The following is a 19,896-nucleotide window of genomic DNA, read 5'->3' on the forward strand; positions in this document are numbered from 1 at the left end:
TACATGGTCATGGCGAACCTATCGATACGCCCAGCAGAACTGAGCGACCTGGGCAAGATCGTTGACGTGCACACACAAGCCCGTACCGCCTACTACCGAGCCGGCGGGCTGCCCGAAGCGAACATAGATACCGCCGACGGAGCGGCGCATCGACAAAGGGGATGGGCACGTTCCATTGAATCGGGTGACAAGAGGGTCCTCTATGCCCTTCACGCCGGCGAGGTGGCGGGCGTCGTAGCTATGGGGCCGCCTCTGTCCTCGAACACGGAGGCGGACACAGCAACTGTCGGCGAGCTCTATCAGATCCACGTCCTGCCAACCCACTGGGGACAAGGAATCGGCAGCCGACTACACGCGATCTTCATCCAGTATCTAGACGAAGCAGCTCTGCTCATAGGGCAGGTGGAGGCGTGGGATCGGAATCACCGCGCGCAAGCCTTCTACCTCCGGCATGGGTGGCGCCCAACTGGACATCGGCGCCAGGGACCAGACCACTCCAGCTACATACGCATGCACCTCAACGCAGTGACAGCTTGACCTTCAGCTCCCAGGCTCAGCTGTCACTCAGCGTAGACCGACCACAAAAGTTGAGCCAGAACCCAAACTACTTCGACAAGTGACGTAACTACTGCTCGATAAAGCCAATGGCCCGCGCAACGCGCCGCGGCCAACGGCGACGAGGCATCCCTTGCTGTGCTGGAAGGTTGGGTGGGTGCCCGCGAACTGACGCCCGCAGACCTCGCAGCGGTACGGCACGTACTAGTCTTCACTGGTGCCCGAAGTGCGGTCGAGACGAAGATCGTCCGGCTCGTCAGACGAAGCGTGAATCACCTGACCTCAGCCATTTTGGAACCCAGCGCCCGCCGCAGACTTCGCGGCCTGGTGTGTGCAGCGACCGGCGCACCCGCCACCACCGGATCATTCACCTCGCGGCCGACGGAGGCGGGCCCGCCGTCGCCACCGTCAGGCGCTACCGCCGAAGCCGACCGCTGATCAATTGGCTGCTGAAGTCATGCAGGCGCTCGCCATGATCTTTTCGGATCACAAGCAGGGTCGCCAAAGTAAGTGGCAGCAGGGAGAGCAACTGGCGACAGAGGAACTGCGCGTCTCAAATTCAACGGTACCGATCGTGCTTCAACCGCTTGCTGATGAAAGGACTGCCTTTCCCTGATTCTGAGTTTCCTTCGTCACGGGCGCCGTGATGGGTGTGGAGTGACAGTCATGAGCAGGGCGATCCGTACCTGGGCTGTCGCATCGCGCGCAACGTGCTGAACAAGAAGGCGTCTGGTGGTGCCTGCGAGCGGATGGGTGCAGCCTGAGAATAGCGATTTCGGGTAAATGTCAGGAGCTCGTCATGATTGTGATTCTCGGAGTCATCCTCTTGATCGCTGCGGTAGTCGTTGGCGTCGCCGCCGTTGTTACCAACATGGGTAGCGCACACGAGCTGACGGCAGCGTTCAAGGTTTTCGGGTACCACATGACCGGATCCACCGGCATGTTGTTCCTCTTCGGCGCCATCGTCGGCGCGGTGGCAGTGCTCGGGCTGAGTCTGCTCCTCGGCGGCATGCGCCGAACCGCCCGGAGGAAGCACGCAATGCGTCGAGCGCTCAAGGGAGAGCGCCACGATGCGGCCGCTGCACGCGGCACGGACCACAACGACCGCGTCGACCGTCCTGACGCGAGGAGCGACCTGGGAACAGCGGCACGGCAGGACAGCACCTCTCCTCGGGATGGCCGACCCGACGGTGATGGACGCCGTCATAGGCGACACCTATTCGGACATCGGCCTGCCCAGCGGTAGGTGAACCAGCCCGGCATCATCGCGCACGAGCCGTGAGCCACTCGCCGAGATGGCCGAGTCGGCCTCCAAGCTCGCTGTCAGCACGGCATGCGCAGAGAGTGCCCCTGTGTCCCCCGCGACAAGCGTCGAGCGGCACGCCGCCGGCGCTTGTCGGGCAGCCACGGGGAGGATCACCATCCTCAAGACCATTGCAGACGTATTGAGGGCTATCGGCGGCGCCGTCGCTAACTGTTGTCACCCCTTCTCCGTGCCGTCGCCTGGCTTGTCGGTGGAGCCTCGGATAGCGCAGGTGGCGGTCACGGCCCCGGGCGGCCGCGGGCTTCAGGCTTGCGAATCGCCCTCTACGTGTCGGCTGGGGGCAGGCGGGTCACGCGCGCCGAACGCAGCACAGAGCCTGCTGCGGATTTCGTGGGGCCATATGGCATGGGCATAACATCGGCCCCTTTCCCTGTCGACTCGAACTGTTCGAATGCGCTGTGTGCGATTATTGCTTCTAGTAGCTGGGTGCGAGAAAGAGGCGAATCGTGAGTGCGAGTGAAAAGGCGAAGGCGAAGGCCGAGCAGGTCAAAGGCACAGTGAAGAAAGAAGCCGGTCGATCCGTCGGTAACGAGGGTATGACCGTCAAAGGTCAAGCGCAGCAGAGCAAGGGTGCCGCTCGTGAGGCCAAGGAGAAAGCAAAGGACACTTTCAAGAACAGAGGCTAATTGCATGGAACGGTAGGTCACGTTCCGAAACTCTGTGTTGCCGCCCATCTGTCGCACATATCGGTATCACCCCACCGGGTGCCGGGTGGGGGGCACGCACGCTCGAGGGGAACTGGCCGCGCAGCTCGCGGTCGCCCGGATCGGCCCCACCACTCGGTGGCGGGGCCGATCCCGGCGACGCATCCGTTTACACGCCCGGGCGAGGATGCCCTGGGTGATCTGAGCCGTGCCTTGCCAGTGCGAGCGCAGGCCGAGCATTTTTCGCGGGCAGGTCGAGGCCGCCGAGCAGCACCTGGCCGCCCGCGCCGAACAGCAGCACACCGGTCAGGCCGAGCAGCACCCGGTTGACTGTCCCGGCGGACCCTGCGCATCGCTCGCTCACCTCTTCTTCGGGCGCCGGATGTCCACGGTCAGGCGGAGCTCGTGTGCCAGTCCCAGCTGCCGCAGGCCCTCGCCGAGCGAGGTGTCGAGGTCGGCGCGGACCTCGTCCAGTTCGCGGAAGTGCGAGACGCAGTGCGCTTTCGCCTTGCGGCGGCTGACGGCCATCCGTACGGACTGGACGCCGGCGACCTCCATGGCACGGTCGCGCAGCACCAGCGCGGCGGCCGCCCGGTCCAGCCCGGCCCGCAGGTCCGGCGCCGCCGGCCGCATCGGCAGCACCTGGCGCAGTCCGGGGGTGACGGCCAGCACGAACAGCCAGATGCCGAGCACCAGGACGACCGCGGCGGCGCCCAGCACCCAGGGGTTGTCGAGGTGACGGGTGGCCAGTTCACGGGCGAGCCGACGGCGCCAGGCCATCGCGGGGCGGTCGGCGCGCACCGCGGCCACGTCGTAGAGCAGCAATCCCGCGGCGGCCAGCAGCACCAGCGCGACCAGGGCGGCCGGCACCCGGCGGGCCGACCAGAAGCGCCGGACCCGGTCGTGGCCGGCGGTGTCCGGGGACGGGGTGTCCGCGGCGGACGGGATCGAGCAGTCCGCCGCACCCAGCGTCGATCCGTCCTCCTCGCCCGGCGTCTGAGAGCCTGGTGTCCCGCGCATCGTTCGTGCGCGGGACACCAGGCTACTCAACTGTCCCGGTTCATCTGTCAATCCCCTGAAAACGTGGAGGCTCCTCCGGGACCTGGCCGAGGCCACCTCCTTCTGGGAAGCCGGCGACGGGCCGTGGGGGCAGGGTGCAGCCCGGCTCGGTGACGAGCGGGGCGAGGGCCACGCCGCCCTGCGACTGGAGCTCCTGATCGGGGTTGTCGCCGAGGACAGCGGCTTCCAGGCGGCCCCCGTCCGGTCGTCCAGGAGCGGTACGGGGGAGTGCAGGGAGCGGGATGTCACTTCGGTGCGGGGCATGAACTCCCGTACAGCAGGATGAGATGAACTCCGCAAGGGAGCGTCGGCGGACCCAGGCGGACGCGTTCCGGGGGCGCCACGCGGCGGGCGGCGCGGGCGGTGTCGGCGAGCGGGCCGTCGACGCCCGGAGGATGGGCCGGGCCCGGGCAAGGACCAGTTCCCCGAAGCCGGTGGGGGCCGCACCCGCCTGGCGGCACCCGGATCCGCACCCGCCGCCGCACCGGGATGGACAACCGCAAGAACTTCTCCGGGAAGGCAACCCCCATGGCCTGCCTTTTCTCACCCTGAACGACGAGACGGGCAACCTGATCTGGATCGCCGCGGCCCGCCCGGACGCTCCAGTGAGATCATCACCGGGGCGACAACAAGCTCACCGGCTATCTGCGTGAGGCCGGGCTCGGCGCCCTGGCCGACCTCGGGGTCGTGGGCCTGGACGACGACCCCGAAGACAACCTTGTGGTCATCCCCGGCGCAGAGCCACCCGCGACCACCAACTGACCGACGCCGAGCGAGAGGTGTCCCCGACGTTGGCGTGGTGCCGTGCCCCCAGATCTGCCGTGCCCGAGGCCTGCTTCTCGCCATGAACCCCTCCAGCAGCCCGCAAACCGCCTGACCTGGGCAGCGCGGTCCGAGTGAGCATGGCCCGGGGCCCCACAGCCATCAATCCGTTTCGAGGCAGCGAGTTCTGCCGGAAGTGCATGGCCGGGCGGTGGCGCACGGCTGCGGCCGAGAACCGTGAAGACATGGCCGACGGTCTCGCGGCCGTGACCCTTGCCATGGTTGCGCGTGGGGGCGACGCTCCCGACTGGCCTTCCGGTGGGGGATCGTGCCCGCGAACGAGGGGGAGGACCCGCCGGGCGGAACGCAAGGCCGCGCACGAGTGGGTCACGACGACCGACCGTTGGGCGACATGGCTGACGCCGCGGTGTTCGAGGAGGTGCTGTAGCGCGTCAGCTACAAGCTCGACGGCGCCCCATCGGCGGGTGATTCGTCCAAGCGACGGCGCCGTGTCCTGAACACCGCCCTTGAACACGCCGTGGTCGCGGGGAGAGGGGTCCCGGAGAACCCGCTACAGCGCGCCTGCCGCAAGCGCGTCGGCTCCAACGATTGGTCGACCGGCGCGTCCTTATGAACGCCGTACGGTCCGACAGTTGCTCACCGCCGTCCCCTATATCGGATCGCTGTCGTGGGCGGCGCCTGGTGGCCTTGTACGCCGTCCTGTACTACGCGGGGCTCCGGCCGGCTGAGGCGGTCGGGCCGCGGGTGTCGGACTGCCATCTGCCGGTGGGGTGGTTGCCGAGGGCGGCGGCGAGAAGAGTGCGGAGGTGGTCGGCTTCCGGAATCAGCGTGGCCTCGATCTGGTCGTCGGTGTGGCCGGCCAGAGTGAGTTCCTGGATGCGCCGGAACAGCAGACGGTCCGCCGCGGCGATCAGGGCGGCGCCGGCCCGAGGCGCGATGGCCGGGTCGGGGTCAGGGGCGGCGGCGGTCAGTGCTGCGGCAAGTGCCTCCTCTCGCTGGTCGTGCAGTTCGCGCAGCCGGGCGGTGAGGGTGGGGCTGTCGGCGACCATGCGGGCGAACGCAGGGCCGGTGAAGCCGACGACGGGGCTGTGTTCCTGCAGGGCGGTGCGGAAGGTCCGCCCCAGGGCGGTGAGCGGCTCTTCGCCGGACCCGCGCTCGGCGACGGTCCGGGCCAGGCCCTCGGTGAACGCCTCGTGGTGGTCGAGGGCCAGGTCTTCCTTGCGGGGGAAGTAGTTGGTCACCGTCTTCTTGGACACGCGGGCCGCGGCGGCGATCTCGGCGATGGTGGTCTGCTCGAAGCCCTGCTCGATGAAGAGCCTGGTGGCGCAGTCGGAGATCAGCTGCCTGGTCTCCTGCTTCTTGGACTCACGGAGCCCCATCTCGGTAGTCATGGAGCAATCTTACATCGGTCGTAAAAATACTCTTGACGGAGTAGGCGCCTCTGCCTAAAGTTACGTCCGTTGCAAAATTATCCCGAGTGAACGGATGTGGATGCGCAAGCTCACTTACTTCATCGGCACCACCATCGACGGCTACATCGCCGCCCCCGGCGGCGACTTCGACTTCTTCACCCCGCACATCACGGAGGACTACCTGCCCTTCCTGACCACCGAGTTCGCGGACGCCCTCCCCACCCCGGGCCGCGCGGCGCTCGGCATCGCGGACACGCCGAACACGCGCTTCGACACAGTCGTGATGGGGCGCGGCACGTACGACCCGGGCTTGGCCATGGGCCTCACCAGTCCGTACGCCCAGCTGCGACAGATCGTCTTCTCCGGCTCGCTCGCCACCGGCCCGGACCCGGCCGTCGAGGTCACCGACGAGGATCCGCTCACCCCTGGTTCGCAAGCTCAAGCAGGAGGACGGGCTCGGCATCTGGCTCTGCGGCGGCGCCGATCTGGCGGGTCAACTGCTGCCCGAGATCGACGAGCTGATCGTCAAGCAGTACCCGATCGTGGCCGGCACCGGCATCCCGCTCTTCCGTGCCGACTTCTCGCCGTACACCTTCCGGCTCGCGGACAGCCGCGTGTTCGAGGGCGGCAACGTCGTCCTCACCTACGCCAAGGCGTCCGACTAGAACCGCACCCGCCCAGGACCCCGCACGCGATTCACCGCCCGAACCTGCCACGCCCGTACCTGCCAGGAGTTGCCTTGAACGTCACCACCTCCACCCTGTCCCTCACCGTCGCCGACGTAGACGCCTCGCGTGAGTTCTTCTGCACGCACCTCGGCTACCAGGTCGCCATGGCCGCCGACGGTTTCGCTTCCCTGACCCGCGGCGATGCCGCCGCCGACATCGTGCTGCTCCGTAGCGGCAGCGAGGTGCTCCCGCCCGAGCAGCGCGACCAGCGGGCCACGGGTCTGATCTTTGCGCTCACCGTCACCGGTATCGAGGCCGAGGAGCGCCGCCTGCGCGAGGCCGGTGCCCCGATCACCATGCCGCTGCGCGAAGAGCCCTGGGGCGAGCGGCTGTTCCAGCTGACCGACCCGAACGGCATCATCGTCCAGTTCGTCGAATGGGCCGCGCCGGACGAGCCCACGCAGACCGAGGAGCCGGAGGAGTCCGCCATGCTCGTGATCACCCCGACCGCCGAGAACGTCACCGAGTCTCCGAACGCCCGCATGACAGGTCTGGCCGCCCCCAGCCGGGGCAGCATGGAACTCAGTACCTGGACCGTCGCGATGGAGGCCGGACAGACCGGCCCCGAGCACGTCATCAGCCGCGAACAGGTCTGGATGGTGACCGCCGGCGTCCTCGACGTCACCTGCGACGGCCGCACCGAGAAGATCTCGGCCGGGCAGACTTTTGTTCTCCCGCCGGACGTGCTCCGCCAGGTCCACGCCCCGCGGGCGGCCGAGGCCCATGTCGCCATGCGTGCGGACGGTGTGGCCTCCGTGCCCGGCACCGAGGGCACCCGCATCCTGCCCTGGGCCCAGTGACAGCCCCGGCCCAGGGCCGGATCCAAACCCTCCCACTCCTTCCCCTGACGGAGACAGCTTGTCCGTACGCATCACCGCCCTGACCGACCCCGAGGAGACCTCCGCGGGCCGCCGCCTGGCCTGGCTGGCCTCCGGCCCCGACGGCAGCCCCGCCGGGTACGCCTTCCTGCGCCTGTTCACCAGGGAGGGCCAGCGCCACCTCGCCGAAGTGGACGTTCAGGTCCACCCTGCCGAACGGCGCCGGCGGGCAGGCACCCTGCTGCTCGACGCGGCCGTCGCCGCTGCCCGCCGGGACGGCCGGAGCACCGTCATCGCCCAGGCCGCGGCCGGATCCCCCGGCGCCGCCTTCCTCACCGCCAGAGGCTTTCGCGCCGCACTGGCCCTCACCTACGCCCGGCTGCCGCTGGCCGAGGCGGACCTCCCCGCACTCACCGCCATCTCCGAGACGCCGCACGCCGGCTACCGGCTGACGGCATGGGAGGGGACGGTGCCCAACGAACTCGCCGACACCTTCGTGGCGTCGCGCCGGGCCATGGACGACATGCCGATGGGCGCCGTCGACTACGGCACGGTGGTCTGGGACCTCGATCGGGTACGGGCGGCGGCGACTGCCGTCTCCGCACGCGGCGATATCCTCCACACCGTGGCGGCCATCGACCGTTCGGACGGGGCCGTCGCCGGCTTCACCGAACTGGTTGTCCCCGGCAGCGGGACGGGCGACGCCCAGCACTACGGCACGGCGGTGCTGCCCGAGCACCGCGGCCGCGGCCTCGCCCGCTGGATGAAGGCCACCTCGATCGTCCAGGCCCGCGAATGCCACCCCCGCCTCGGCGGCCTGCTGACCGACACCGCCGACAACAACCCGCACATGCGGCGCGTCAACGACGAGCTCGGCTACCTGCCGACGCACACGGCCCACGAGTACCAGCTCGACCTGTAGGCCAACCCTCCTGGCGATGCCACATGTTCGTCCGGGGAGGCTGTCACCCGTTGGGGACTGCGGCCAACACGGTTGCCTCGTAGCGGACGGCAAGCTTGTCGTACGTCGTGGTCACGGCCCGGTGGCGCTGAGGCGGTTGCTCCCGCACTGACGGCATGGCGGTCGCGGTAGTCGACCGGGTCGAAACGTGGTGGCCGACCGCCTTGGGAGCCGAGTTGCGGGCGGTTGCGGGCCCGGTCCGCCGGGACGGGAACGGCCGCCTTTGATCCCGCGTCTTCGCAGGTAGGCCCGTTGCGGCGGGAGTGGCCCATGACCCATGGCAACGACCCGAGGCCACGACGGTCACAAGATCCGCCGGACAGGCCGTAGAGGACGCCGAAGTCGGCGCGGCTCGACGGCGACCCGAAAGAGGAGGTGTGGCGGCCGAAGCCGCGCGTGTTTGCGGGTTCGCCAGCCCCGCCACCGTCTTGCACTACGGCGAGACCCTGGGGGGCGTTGAGCCGGCGCCCTTCATGGTGGACATCGGCTGCGTCCACCGCACCGTGCGCCTGTGGAACAGAAGGGCTCGCAGCCCACCCTGACGGCTGCCCCAGTCGCGGGTGGCACCCTCAGCCACTGCAGGAACGGAAACGTGGCCGGGCTCGGCTGCAGTTCTCGACGTCCTCGTCTCTGTCCAGTGCCGTCCGCAGACCTGCGGGCCTGCACAATGCTGCCGACGGGGTGTTCGCCAAGGGCGACGATCGGCACCGCCGGCAGGCCGTGTCGATAGCCGCCCTGGCTGCACCCGGGTCGAGCGAGGTCAAGGCCCCTCCCGCAAGGTCAAGAAGGCTCGGGAGCAGAGACCAAGAACACCCCGGGCAGCTGACGGAGTGGGGCACGCATGGCCCCCGCGGCCATGCGCGGCACTGCCGGTACGGGGGCTGGGGTGCTGATCGAGCAGGTCCTGCTCCGCGAGGCTGTCGGGGTTTGTCTCGTGGAGGCGGCTCCACACAGTGGCTCTGGACCAGATGAGGGGCTGGAGCTGTTGGCAGCTGGGCGAGGAAGCGCAAGCTCAGTTGAGGCGGCCTCATCGTCAAAGCTGCGTGGCGAGACCCTCTTTCTTGGCAACGTAGAAGCAAGCCTGTGCGGCCATTGTCATACCCATGCGGTCCAGCACCTCAACGGACTCCAGAAGGAGCTTCGCGTCCATCTTCGCCATGGCTTCGCCGAAACGATTGCGCTCGGCCAAGTCCTCTGGGGACACCGCGGTACGAAGCCCCGCTACCCGCTCGGCCAGCTTCTCGCGCTCGGCTTGCATCGCCGCGAACCCGCGTACGGCGCGGACGATCTCCTCATCAGTCATGTCGCTCATCGGGCACTCCTTCGGTCTCCTGCTTCATTTTCTCCTGGTCAGATGAGACAACTGCCCTCCGAGGTCGCTCCATCACGTCGAAATGTGACATGCGCAATTTGGTCGGTGTCGCAGTGTGCCTCCAGCATGGACTGGGTTTCAGCCGTTCGTCAGCGTTCTGCACGATCTGCAGCCACACAACAGCCCCAGGACTTCGTGGTTCTGGCTTCGGCTCTGTTTGCGCCGCGCGCTCCCGGTCCCGCGCGTCACTCTTCGTTCTGGGCGGCGCGACACCGTCGCACAACAGCAGATACACCCGAAGCGTGCAGGACAAGGGTCGCCGGTAGATGAGTCTCCGTACCTAGTGCCCTGACCGCGAACCTTTGCCGGGTTGCAAGGACGACGCTTCCAACCAGCGTGGGGAGGTGGGATGGCGCAACCGGTCAGGGTCCGCGGACTGTGGACAGATACGTCCTACGTGACAGATTGGCCGATTGTAAGACGGCGACGTTGCCGGGGAGTTGGCGCCCGGGGCATGATCACTGCTCGTATCCACCTGATCACTCACTCAGGAGTCGAACGTGATACGCACCATGGCTTTGCGTGCTCTCCCTGCCGTCGCCGTGACCGGCGCCCCCGTCCTGCCCCTCGCCCAGGGAGCCCAGGCGGTCGCCCGGCCCCCGTCGCCCAGGCGGCCGCCGCTGTCGGCCATCCCGGCCAGGTCCGCCGGGGCGACACCGACTTCATGCACTCCCACCCGCGCGTCGAGGTCCGCTACGGCAACCTCGGCCCCCCGGACCGGGCCCGCGTCGTCGCCTCGGCGGCGACGCTGATGTAGCGAGGCGCCGGTGCCGCCCGACCCGGGGGGCCCGCCGGCCACCAGGTCATGACCGGCGACGGCCACGCCGCCACCGCCGTCTCCCGCCTTTGCCGCATCTCCTTCCGCCTCGTGGCGGCGTTCCTTCCTGTCGCCGGCGCAGCGACCCAGGGCAGCGCGGCTGAGGTCACGGAGCGGCTGCTTACCGCAACCCCTCATTGCGTCGTTCGCTCGCATGCCCCGTTTCGCGAGAATCCACAACAAGGGAGTCACTGATTTTCATGTACAAGCGTCGGAGCTTACTCGCCTTCGCCACTGTGAGTGCGGCGATATTCACCGCTGGAGTCATGCCGTCGGTCAGCCATGCCGCCAGCGGCGGCGACGGGGAAAGGGAGGGGTCCTACGCCGAAACGCACGGCCTGACGGCGGAGGACGTCAAGAACATCAACGCACTGAACAAAAGGGCCCTGACTGCGGGTCAACCTGGCAATTCTCTGGCGGAATTGCCGCCGAGCGTCAGTGCGCTCTTCCGGGCCCCCGACGCTGCCGACGAGAGGGTGACCCCTCCTGCCGAGCCGCTCAACCGGATGCCTGACGCGTACCGGGCCTACGGAGGTAGGGCCACTACGGTCGTCAACAACTACATACGCAAGTGGCAGCAGGTCTACAGTCACCGCGACGGCATCCAACAGCAAATGACCGAAGAGCAGCGAGAAAAGCTGTCCTACGGCTGCGTCGGCATCACCTGGGTCAATTCGGGCCCCTACCCGACGAATAAATTGGCGTTCGCGTTCTTCGACGAGAACAAGTACAAGAGTGACCTGGAAAACAGCAGGCCACGCCCCAATGAGACGCAAGCCGAGTTTGAGGGGCGCATCGTCAAGGACAGTTTCGACGAGGGGAAGGGTTTCAAGCGGGCGCGTGATGTGGCGTCCGTCATGAACAAGGCCCTGGATAGTGCGCACGACGAGGGGACTTACATCGACAACCTCAAGACGGAGCTCGCGAACAAAAATGACGCTCTGCGCTACGAGGACGGTCGCTCGAACTTTTACTCGGCGCTGAGGAATACGCCGTCCTTCAAGGAAAGGGATGGAGGTAACTACGACCCATCCAAGATGAAGGCGGTGGTCTACTCGAAACACTTCTGGAGCGGGCAGGACCAGCGGGGCTCCTCTGACAAGAGGAAGTACGGCGACCCGGATGCCTTCCGCCCCGACCAGGGCACAGGCCTGGTAGACATGTCGAAGGACAGGAATATTCCGCGCAGTCCCGCCCAACCTGGCGAAAGTTGGGTCAATTTCGACTACGGCTGGTTTGGGGCTCAGACGGAATCGGACGCCGACAAAACCATATGGACCCACGCCAACCACTATCACGCGCCCAACGGCGGCCTGGGCCCCATGAACGTATATGAGAGCAAGTTCCGGAACTGGTCTGCCGGGTACGCGGATTTCGACCGCGGAACCTACGTCATCACGTTCATACCCAAGAGCTGGAACACCGCCCCCGCCGAGGTGAAGCAGGGCTGGTCGTAACAGCCGGGTAGGAGGGCCGGGTCACCCGGCCCTCTCCCTCAGCCCGCCACACGCCGGCGTCGATGCGGTCCCGGTCTTCTTCGGTCACACCCCAGCGGTTCAGGTGAGCCAGGACGAAGCGGCGTACGGTGCGCACGTGGTTCTTCTCGGCGGGCAGGGCGATCACGGCGCGCCGGCATCCCGGTTCAGGAAGCAGAAGCGGAAGCGGCGCCGGTGTCGATGTGCCGGCGGGGGCGCGTCCTTGGGGCCCCGGGGGGGGGGACAGTCGCGGAGGGACGGGCGTGCGCGTGGTGCATGGGGAGGCCCTTCTCCCGTCGCGACGGCGTTGTTTTCCTGACGCCGTCTTCCTTCCTTACTCTGAGGCCGGCCGCACTGTTCGTCGCACTCGCTATCAGGGAGAGGACACATACGGCGCCTTACGACGGCGTACGGGCCGCGATGGCCAGCAGTCGTTCGGTGTCCTCGTGGCTGAGGAGCAGGGCCCGGCCGACCGCGGCCAGGGTTTGGCGCTCGCTGGGGGTGTACGGTCCGCCGGCCAGGGCGATGCGGGCGCCCTGCAGCAGGATGTCCTCGCTCCCGGCGGGGGCCAGGTGGGGGGCGAGCGGGTCGAGGACCTCGTGGAGTTCGATGGTGAGCGCGGTGCCGCTGCCATCGATGCCCTCGTTTCCGGCGGCGAGGACGGCGAGGGCGACGGTGTGCACGGCGTCGCGGAGCATCGCTGAGAAGCGGGTGGTGGTGGGGTGGCCGAGGACGTCGGTCCGGAAGCAGGTCCGGCAGGCGGCGCATTCGACCACGGTTTCCGCGGTGCCGCGGGGGAGGAGGGGGATGCCGAGGAGAGCGAACCGATGGCGGCCGATGCGGCGCAGGTAGCTACGGTCGCCGCCGCAGCTGGGGCAGAAGAACTCGCCGTCGCCGACCGTGCGCACTCCCCATATGTGTGGCATCTGTCCCTCCAGCGGCTGCGTCCGATGCTCCCGGCACGGACTGCCGTCGGCCGGTGACACTTCGGCAACGGCGCCGTGTGATCGTGACGTTGAAGATGGATTCCCACTCGGGTGTCGGTTCCGGTCCGGTGCCTTCACCGCATCAGTCCTTCTGCACAAGCAGGTCCCGGGCGCCGGCGCGGACCTCGTCCGTGCCGAGACCGCGGACCGTCAGCGTCGTACGGCGGCGCAACACGTCGTCGACGGTCTCCGCCCACTCGTGGTCTGGCGCATAGACGACCTGTGCCCGGATCTCCGGGCCATCGGGGTGGATCCGATCGCCCAGGGCCGGATCCTCGCTGTCCAGGCGGGCGATGTCGAAGGACAGCGACCCGTAGTGGGTGGCCAGGTGGCGCGCGGTCAGCGGGTCCATCCGGGCGCCCCGCCTCCCGGCGGACCAGCAGCCGGTGCGCGACCTCGTTGGGGTCGGCGAGGCCGGACAGCGGTACCCGTCGTGGCGGGTGGGATACCGGCTTCATATCGCCGGAGAGGGAGTGGTGCAGCTGCGCCACGGCGCGGAGTGCCAGGCCACCGAGGTGCCCAGGGTCCCGCCACCGATCACCAGGAGGTCGTACGCCGCCTTGGACAGTCGTTCACGGGTCTCGGCTCGGCCGGGACCCGGATGCGCGCCCAGGGGATGATCGCTCTGCAGGGTGCTCATACCTTTCTCAGTGCTCCTCTTCGATCCAGCCCGTGGTCCGCTTGACCGCCTTGAGCCAGAGTTTGTATGTGTGGTCGCGTTCGGCCGCGTCCATCCGGGGCGTCCACTCGGCGGCGCGGCGCCAGTTGGCGCGCAGTTCGTCGGTGTCCGGCCAGAAGCCGACGGCCAGTCCGGCCGCGTAGGCAGCGCCGAGGCAGGTGGTCTCGGCGACCATCGGGCGCACCACAGGGGCGTCCAGGACGTCCGAGATGGTCTGCATCAGCAGGTTGTTGGAGGTCATGCCGCCGTCGACGTTCAGTGAGGTCAGGGCAACGCCGGAGTCCTTGTGCATCGCGTTGACGATCTCGCGGGTCTGCCATGCGGTGGCCTCGAGCACGGCGCGGGCGATGTGCTGCTTGGTGACATAGCGGGTCAGGCCCGTGATCACGCCGCGGGCGTCGGAGCGCCAGTACGGGGCGAACAGGCCGGAGAAAGCAGGGACGATGTAGCAGCCGCCGTTGTCCGCCACCGAGCTCGCCAGGGTCTCGATCTCCGCGGCGGTGCCGATCAGGCCCAGCTGGTCGCGCATCCACTGGACCAGCGAGCCGGTGACCGCGATGGAGCCCTCCAGCGCGTAGACCGGCGCTCGCCGGCCGATCCGGTGGCCGACCGTGGTCAGCAGCCCGCTGTGGGAGTGGACGGGCCGGCGGCCGGTGTTCATCAGCAGGAAGGTGCCGGTGCCGTATGTGGCCTTGGCCTCGCTTTCGGAGAAGCAGGTCTGGCCGAACAGCGCCGCCTGCTGGTCGCCGAGTGCGGAGGCGACCGGCACGCCGTAGAGGGCTCCGCCGGCCATGCCGTACACCTCGGCGGAGGAGCGGATCCGCGGCAGGATGGCGGCCGGGATATCCATGGCGGCGAGGAGGCGCTCGTCCCACTCCAGGGTGTGCAGGTTCATGAGCATGGTGCGCGAGGCGTTGGTGACGTCGGTGACGTGGACGCCGCAGGAAGGTCCGCCGGTGAGGTTCCAGATGACCCAGGAGTCCATGGTCCCGAAGAGGATCTCGCCGCGCTCGGCGCGCTCGCGCAGGCCGGCGACGTTGTCCAGCAGCCAGCGGATCTTGGGGCCGGAGAAGTAGGAAGTCAGCGGCAGGCCGGTCTCGCGGCGGAACCGGTCCTGGCCGACGTTGCCGCCGATCTCCTTGCACAGCGCGTCGGTGCGGGTGTCCTGCCAGACGATGGCGTTGTGCACCGGCTCGCCGGTCTTCTTGTCCCAAAGGACAGTGGTCTCACGCTGGTTGGTGACGCCGATCGCTCTGAGGCCGCGGGTGATCCCGGCCTTGCCGAGGGCGCCGGCGACGACCTCCTCGACGTTGGTCCAGATCTCACTGGCGTCGTGCTCCACCCAGCCCGGCCTGGGGAAGATCTGCTCGTGCTCCTTCTGGTCGATGGAGACGATCCGGCTGTCCCGGTCGAAGATGATGCATCGACTTGACGTGGTGCCCTGGTCGATCGCGGCGATGAACGGGCCGGCGGTTCGCGCGTGGGTCACGGTGTGCTCCTGGAGCGGCTCAATACGGTCCGGGGGTGGGGCGGCTGGGCTCGATCGACGTGGGAGCCAGCTGGTACCGGGCGGCGCCGATTCGGCTCGTCGACGCACTCCGGCGGAGACCAATCGGAGCGGCTCTGCCCCGATGCCATCCACTGTTCGACAATGTCGACCGCCGGACGGCAGTTTTGCCCGCCCTGAGGATGACGTCAAGGGGTTGCCGCCCGGTAACTTAAAGTTTCGAAGATCCTTGAGGCGGTGATCCAGAGCCTGCCGTGGCCGAGATCGCGCGGCACGGCGAGGGCGCAGTCCCGTATGGCAGCCGCGCCCTCACAGGTCGCCCTCCCGGAATCCCCGGGGCGATCGAGCAGAGCTCTTCCACGTAGCCGAGCGCACTGTCGGCATAGGTCAGTAGGGGCCAGCGAGAGGGGATTTCCGACTTCCGCAGAAACTGTCCGGATTGGATCGCCGGAGCGTCCGGGCGCGACTCAACGGCGGCCCGGGCTCCGCGATTCGACGATGCCTCTCACGTGTGAATGAGCTGCCGCGTCTGCCCACAGCCGGCCGTGACCGTATCGCCGAAGCTCTGCATCAAGGATATTGGGATGGCGCCCCGCCTGGAGCTTTTTAAGCCGCCGCACTCATCTGCTGCCGGCGACTCACCAAATGAAACATCGTCTAAGACCGTGTCCTATGTGGTGAGGCGGACGTTGGCCTGTGTATGGGGCGGGGTACGTGGAGTTGGATTGTTCCGGACGGTCTGTGGGAGATCGCGAAGCCGTTGATCCCGCCGTCGAAGGTGCGGTCGCAGGGTGGTGGGACCCAGGACACGCCTGATGAAACGGTGTTCGCGGCCATCATCTACGTGCTGGTCAGTGGCTGTTCCTGGCGTGCGTTGCCGCCATGCTTCGGGATATCGAAGTCGACCGCCCACCGCCGGTTTCTGATCTGGTCGCGGGCCGGCGTGTGGGGCCGGCTGCACGAGGCGATCCTGCACCAGCTCGACGATGCCAGCTTGATCGACGTCTCCCGCGTGGTCCTGGACTCCGCCCACGTCAGGGCCAAAAAGGGGGCGAACTCACAGGTCCGAGCCCCGTGGACCGGGGCAAGCCGGGTTCCAAGATGCACATCCTGTCGGACGCGAACGGACTGCCCTTGGTCGTCGGCGTCTCGGCGGGGAACACCCACGACAGCCAAGGGCTGAAGCCGATGGTCGAGGGTCACCAAACGAGACACGACCCTCACCGCGGCCGCTACTTCAAACCCGAGCGCCTGCACGCCGACAAGGCGTATGACAGACCCGACCTGCGGAAATGGCTGCGTGGTAAGCGGATTGGAGTGCGGATCGCCCGCAAGGGCATCGAGTCCAGCGAACGGTTAGGGCGGCGTAGATGGGTGATCGAGCGCACCATGTCGTGGCTGGCGGGCTACCGCAGACTCAGCCCCCGCTACGAACGCGACCACCGCAACTACCTGGCCTTTCTCGGACTCGCCGCCGCCATCTGCTGCTACAAGCGATACATCCGCCTCACCACATAGGACACGGTCTAAGTGAGCGTTTGGTTCGCTTATCGGATGGTCCATGACGATTTTGAGCGGCCAAGCGCGGGTGCCGGCCCGGCTATCCGTCGGAAAACGGCTTATGCGGCAATCAGTAGACCAGTGATGCGCCGGTTTCCTTGCACGAGCTCCCGTCTCATTCACAAACCCACCGGTTCACACAAGATTGCGAACCCGCGCCCCGAGTGCCCCGGACACCCCCGCACACGCCCTGCCCAGGCCGACCGTAGCCGCATACCCAGACACCATGCAGCCACCACGGCCCTACCCCAGCGACCTGTCCGACGCGCGGTGGGAGTCATCCGCCCCACCCTTGAATGTGCGGGGGGTGTCAGCGGGTTGGGTGGCGGGTCGTGCTGCTGCCGGCCCCAGGGCCCGCCCGGCTCGCTGCGTTATGTCCAGCGCATGCCGATCGCGGACAGTTGCTCCGCCCGCTCCGGGGACAGCGTCGCGGCCCTGCTGCCCTGGTTCCCGATCCATGCCCCGAGCCGGAGCTCCCGTTCCTCCTGGTCCTCGCCGACGATCCGTTCGATGTGCTTGCGGGTACCCGAAGGTGCCCCTCGCGCTCGTAGAACTGCCGGGCGGCCGCGAGGTTGGCGGCCCACTTGTCGGCCTGGCTGGTCCGCGGCTTCGGCTTCTCGTCCTCGGCCGCGGGCTCGAGCCGAGGACCTGCTCGCACATCCACTGCTGCACGGTAGTGAGCTTGTCCCAGCCGAGCCGGACCGATTTCACCCACCGTCCCAGGTCCTCGCCCCGGTGCACGACGACGCCAGGCTCGGTCGGCAGCTCGCTGCCGACCTCCTCCAGGCGCAGCCGCGTGAGGTGAAAGGCCCGCTGCCACTCCACCGGCCAGACTGGGCACCAGGACGGATCGATCTCCTCCAGCTGCTCACGCCGTTCCTCCGACAGGGCGCCGGCCCACGACTCCACCGGCAGCCCTTCGGCCTGGCGCTGTTCGAGCTCCAGGGCGGCGCCGGGCGGCGGCGCGGGCGTTGCGACTTATCGCTTCGATGTCAATAAGTGTTCTCACTGGGATGTCTTCAAGTGTCCCTCGTCGCAGCGCAGATCTTGTGACGCCCTATGAGATCCAAATTTGACACCAAATGAGAAATGCCAGCACATCGAGGTGAGAAGCCCTAATGAGCTCCCGAGGATGCGTCGGGACCCAGGGACTCCACGTGCATGGGTAGGACCGCCGAAGCAAGGATCGGCGACTCCGCCCAGGCCATCTACCAATGGCGCGGTGCCAAAGACGTCATGACCGGCTTCGACGGCACCGCCCTGGCTCTGTCGAAGTCCTTCCGCTTCGGCCCCCTCCTCGCCCACGAAGCCAACCGCTGGCTCGCCATCGCCGGCGCGCCCATCCGCCTGCAGGGCAGCGAAGCGATCCCCACCGAACTCGGCTTGGTCCCCTGCCCGGACGCCGTCTTGTGCCGCACGAACGTCGGCGCCATCACTGAAGTCGTCCAACTGCTGGATGCTGGGCACCGCGTCGCCCTCGTCGGCGGAGGCGAGAGCATGCGCGCCCTGGCCCTGGCTGCCCGCGACCTGAAGGAAGGCCGTCGAACCGGTCACCCCGAACTCGTGCTGTTCACCTCCTGGGGCGATTTGCAGGACTACGCCTCCTACGACCCGGCAGGTCGCGACCTGCAGCCGCTGGTCGACCTCGTGGACAAGCACGGCACGGACGCCATCCTCGCCGCAGTCAACCAGCTCACCGATGAAGACCAGGCGCACGTGACTGTCTCGACCGCGCACAAAGCCAAAGGCCGCGGATGGCCCAGCGTGCGGATCGCTGGCGATTTCCCGCCACCTCGCGACAGCGGCGAGCAGGACGATTCTGGCCGTCCCATCCCCGGCCCGATCGATGACGGCGAAGCCCGTCTCGCCTATGTCGCCGTGACCCGAACCCGGACCCGACTCGACATCGGGGGCCTTGCTTGGGTCGAACAGCACCCTGACGGCACCTCTCCGGCCAACCCACCTTCCCTCGATCCCTGAAGGACCTCACCCGCTGTATTTCCGCTTTCACGACCTCCGGTACTCGACCCCGAACTTGCTCCTGAAGCAGGGCGTGGACCTCGTCGTCATCAAGGAACCTCTCGGTCCCACATCGGCGTGACCGCTGGCGTCTACGCCCACGTACGCCTCCGCCTCCAACGCCAGGTCATCGATTCCCTCGGCACCGACAACGGCCCGACAGGCGATGAACCTGACGGCCCCCCGCCGCAGCCACCATCCGCTGACGTTCCCGTCAGTGTTGCCGTCAAACGCCCGTGAGCCCCCGCCGATTACCGACTCGGCGGGGGCTCCCAGTTGCGCCCGAGTGAACTCAGAAACTCTCGGGAATTTCCTCTTCGGTACGCCGGGGACGCTGGCGGCTAAGACAGGTTGTGCCAGGCGTGGCTACAAGTTCCCCGGCACTCCGTTTCCCTTCTTCGCGTGTCAGCCACCGCGAACGTAGACAATAGAACACGGAAAGCCTTGAGATGTTCATTTGGCGGCAAGCTTGCAATCTTTCCTACTTGTTCGAGGATTGGCTCCCGAACAATGAGGACTGCAGGGGTCATGGTTGCCTTGACGCCTGAACTCGTGAGGCCATCCCGCCCGTCTTGTGCATTGACGTGCACCTGGATCAGGTAGAGAACGATCTCGCGCAGAACCGAATCCTGGCCCCCTTCGTCTAGGGATGAGAACCAGTCGACGGCCTCGTCCAGGCTGCGCATCCCTTGAGCTACCTCATTGATGATTCGCTCCGAGGTCCGCAATTCATTCACCTATCCCTGGGTTCGAACACGACGTAGGGTTTGTCCCTTTCCAGCACCGTGTAATCTTTTCTGGGACTGTTCGGACTATAGCTCTGATAGAAGTCCCGACCACGGCCGCTCCCCTCGCCATCCCCCGTCCCCCGAGGTAGAGAATTCTTGACGCTGTGACGGGTTCTGGACGGACCGGTCAAGATGTAATCCCAGTCCGAGGTTGGGTTTAGATTCCCATTCCCCGCGCGGCTTCCGACCACAACGATTGGCTGCCCTGCCTTGTCAGCGGCATTCTGGATTCGCTTGGCATCATTCGGACTGATGCCAGCCTCCGATGCCGTTCTAAAGCCGGGGCCACACCAGCCATTGGAGTTATGAACCAGGACGGGCGTCTGGCCTGCCAGCACATAGTACGTGTGCTACGCGAAGCCTTCGACCTGCTTTTTCGCAGGTCAAGTGCGGTTTGCTGGTCCGGTGA

General features: G+C 67.3%; 15 protein-coding genes and 5 pseudogenes. 9 read left to right on the top strand and 11 right to left on the bottom strand.

Going from position 1 to position 19,896, the window contains the following annotated elements:
* Nucleotides 1–9 precede the first annotated feature (9 nt).
* Nucleotides 10–537, top strand: a complete 528-nt coding sequence (locus tag NUT86_RS39960; RefSeq protein ID WP_274740764.1) for a GNAT family N-acetyltransferase — start codon at nt 10–12, stop codon at nt 535–537.
* Between the two features lie 682 nt (nt 538–1,219).
* Here the strand turns inward: NUT86_RS39960 and NUT86_RS39965 are convergent.
* Nucleotides 1,220–1,762: a hypothetical protein gene (locus NUT86_RS39965; protein ID WP_274740272.1), complete on the bottom strand. Its 543-nt coding sequence runs from the start codon at nt 1,760–1,762 to the stop codon at nt 1,220–1,222.
* A gap of 563 nt (nt 1,763–2,325) precedes the next feature.
* On the opposite strand from NUT86_RS39965, the gene NUT86_RS39970 reads away from it, so the two are divergent.
* Entirely contained in the window at nt 2,326–2,505 is a 180-nt protein-coding gene (locus NUT86_RS39970) for a CsbD family protein (RefSeq protein ID WP_078886116.1), read from the top strand.
* A 187-nt stretch (nt 2,506–2,692) separates the two neighbouring features.
* Here NUT86_RS39970 and NUT86_RS39975 read toward each other — a convergent pair whose 3' ends face one another.
* From NUT86_RS39975 to NUT86_RS39985, 3 genes are all read right to left on the bottom strand, one after another.
* Nucleotides 2,693–2,845, bottom strand: a complete 153-nt coding sequence (locus tag NUT86_RS39975) for a hypothetical protein (protein ID WP_274740274.1) — start codon at nt 2,843–2,845, stop codon at nt 2,693–2,695.
* Nucleotides 2,846–2,883: 38 nt separating this feature from the next.
* Nucleotides 2,884–3,543: a DUF6286 domain-containing protein gene (locus tag NUT86_RS39980; RefSeq protein WP_446750851.1), complete on the bottom strand. Its 660-nt coding sequence runs from the start codon at nt 3,541–3,543 to the stop codon at nt 2,884–2,886.
* A gap of 1,526 nt (nt 3,544–5,069) precedes the next feature.
* A complete protein-coding gene (locus NUT86_RS39985) occupies nt 5,070–5,744 on the bottom strand; it encodes a TetR/AcrR family transcriptional regulator (RefSeq protein WP_018093671.1) in 675 nt (224 codons plus the stop codon).
* A gap of 112 nt (nt 5,745–5,856) precedes the next feature.
* Between NUT86_RS39985 and NUT86_RS40785 the strand changes: the two are divergent.
* The 3 genes and pseudogenes from NUT86_RS40785 (at nt 5,857) to NUT86_RS40005 (ending at nt 8,245) form a co-directional block, all read left to right on the top strand.
* Nucleotides 5,857–6,442 (top strand): annotated as a pseudogene (locus tag NUT86_RS40785) (dihydrofolate reductase family protein).
* A 74-nt stretch (nt 6,443–6,516) separates the two neighbouring features.
* Entirely contained in the window at nt 6,517–7,305 is a 789-nt protein-coding gene (locus tag NUT86_RS40540) for a VOC family protein (protein WP_342456277.1), read from the top strand.
* A gap of 58 nt (nt 7,306–7,363) precedes the next feature.
* Nucleotides 7,364–8,245, top strand: a complete 882-nt coding sequence (locus NUT86_RS40005; RefSeq protein ID WP_274740278.1) for a GNAT family N-acetyltransferase — start codon at nt 7,364–7,366, stop codon at nt 8,243–8,245.
* A gap of 1,072 nt (nt 8,246–9,317) precedes the next feature.
* Here NUT86_RS40005 and NUT86_RS40010 read toward each other — a convergent pair.
* The gene (locus NUT86_RS40010) at nt 9,318–9,596 is read right to left on the bottom strand and encodes a hypothetical protein (RefSeq protein ID WP_159483518.1); all 279 of its coding nucleotides are present in this window, start codon (nt 9,594–9,596) and stop codon (nt 9,318–9,320) included.
* Nucleotides 9,597–10,673: 1,077 nt separating this feature from the next.
* Here NUT86_RS40010 and NUT86_RS40015 point away from each other — a divergent pair.
* Nucleotides 10,674–11,930: a protein-glutamine gamma-glutamyltransferase gene (locus tag NUT86_RS40015; protein WP_159483516.1), complete on the top strand. Its 1,257-nt coding sequence runs from the start codon at nt 10,674–10,676 to the stop codon at nt 11,928–11,930.
* Nucleotides 11,931–12,346: 416 nt separating this feature from the next.
* Here NUT86_RS40015 and NUT86_RS40020 read toward each other — a convergent pair whose 3' ends face one another.
* The 4 genes and pseudogenes from NUT86_RS40020 to glpK form a co-directional block, all read right to left on the bottom strand.
* Nucleotides 12,347–12,874 carry a TerB family tellurite resistance protein gene (locus NUT86_RS40020; protein WP_274740280.1) on the bottom strand — a complete coding sequence of 176 codons (528 nt, stop codon included), beginning with the start codon at nt 12,872–12,874 and terminating at the stop codon, nt 12,347–12,349.
* Nucleotides 12,875–13,016: 142 nt separating this feature from the next.
* Nucleotides 13,017–13,476 (bottom strand): annotated as a pseudogene (locus NUT86_RS40025) (glycerol-3-phosphate dehydrogenase C-terminal domain-containing protein); the annotation flags it as partial.
* The gene (locus NUT86_RS40030) at nt 13,389–13,574 is read right to left on the bottom strand and encodes a hypothetical protein (protein ID WP_266449323.1); all 186 of its coding nucleotides are present in this window, start codon (nt 13,572–13,574) and stop codon (nt 13,389–13,391) included. The pseudogene NUT86_RS40025 and the gene NUT86_RS40030, both read right to left, overlap by 88 nt.
* Before the next feature lie 7 nt (nt 13,575–13,581).
* On the bottom strand, nt 13,582–15,102 hold the full coding sequence (gene glpK / locus NUT86_RS40035; protein ID WP_159483513.1) for a glycerol kinase GlpK: 1,521 nt from the start codon (nt 15,100–15,102) through the stop codon (nt 13,582–13,584).
* Nucleotides 15,103–15,820: 718 nt separating this feature from the next.
* Here glpK and NUT86_RS40040 point away from each other — a divergent pair.
* From NUT86_RS40040 to NUT86_RS40055, 3 genes and pseudogenes are all read left to right on the top strand, one after another.
* A protein-coding gene (locus tag NUT86_RS40040) for an IS5 family transposase (protein WP_274740283.1) occupies nt 15,821–16,638 on the top strand; the annotation gives its coding sequence in 2 pieces (ribosomal slippage) (nt 15,821–16,163 and nt 16,163–16,638; 819 coding nt in all).
* Between the two features lie 1,227 nt (nt 16,639–17,865).
* Nucleotides 17,866–18,660: pseudogene (locus NUT86_RS40050) on the top strand (3'-5' exonuclease); the annotation flags it as partial.
* A 22-nt stretch (nt 18,661–18,682) separates the two neighbouring features.
* A pseudogene (locus NUT86_RS40055) lies at nt 18,683–18,939 on the top strand (site-specific integrase); the annotation flags it as partial.
* Nucleotides 18,940–19,040: 101 nt separating this feature from the next.
* Here NUT86_RS40055 and NUT86_RS40060 read toward each other — a convergent pair.
* Both NUT86_RS40060 and NUT86_RS40790 read right to left on the bottom strand, forming a co-directional pair.
* On the bottom strand, nt 19,041–19,436 hold the full coding sequence (locus NUT86_RS40060) for a DUF5958 family protein (protein WP_266449316.1): 396 nt from the start codon (nt 19,434–19,436) through the stop codon (nt 19,041–19,043).
* Nucleotides 19,433–19,837, bottom strand: a pseudogene (locus tag NUT86_RS40790) (hypothetical protein); the annotation flags it as partial. The gene NUT86_RS40060 and the pseudogene NUT86_RS40790, both read right to left, overlap by 4 nt.
* Between the last annotated feature and the right edge of the window lie 59 nt (nt 19,838–19,896).

The sequence above is a fragment of the Streptomyces sp. G7(2002) genome (genome assembly GCF_028870195.1).
GTDB classification, from domain to species: Bacteria; Actinomycetota; Actinomycetes; order Streptomycetales; family Streptomycetaceae; genus Streptomyces; species Streptomyces nigrescens.

Excerpts from the sequence above, each read along its gene's own strand:
- NUT86_RS40010 (WP_159483518.1), bottom strand. The coding sequence starts at position 9,596 with ATGAGCGACATGACTGATGAGGAGATCGTCCGCGCCGTACGCGGGTTC.
- NUT86_RS40015 (WP_159483516.1), top strand. The coding sequence starts at position 10,674 with ATGTACAAGCGTCGGAGCTTACTCGCCTTCGCCACTGTGAGTGCGGCG.
- NUT86_RS39965 (WP_274740272.1), bottom strand. The coding sequence starts at position 1,762 with ATGACGGCGTCCATCACCGTCGGGTCGGCCATCCCGAGGAGAGGTGCT.
- NUT86_RS39960 (WP_274740764.1), top strand. The coding sequence starts at position 10 with ATGGCGAACCTATCGATACGCCCAGCAGAACTGAGCGACCTGGGCAAG.
- NUT86_RS39980 (WP_446750851.1), bottom strand. The coding sequence starts at position 3,543 with ATGCGCGGGACACCAGGCTCTCAGACGCCGGGCGAGGAGGACGGATCG.
- NUT86_RS40020 (WP_274740280.1), bottom strand. The coding sequence starts at position 12,874 with ATGCCACACATATGGGGAGTGCGCACGGTCGGCGACGGCGAGTTCTTC.
- NUT86_RS39985 (WP_018093671.1), bottom strand. The coding sequence starts at position 5,744 with ATGGGGCTCCGTGAGTCCAAGAAGCAGGAGACCAGGCAGCTGATCTCC.
- NUT86_RS40030 (WP_266449323.1), bottom strand. The coding sequence starts at position 13,574 with ATGAGCACCCTGCAGAGCGATCATCCCCTGGGCGCGCATCCGGGTCCC.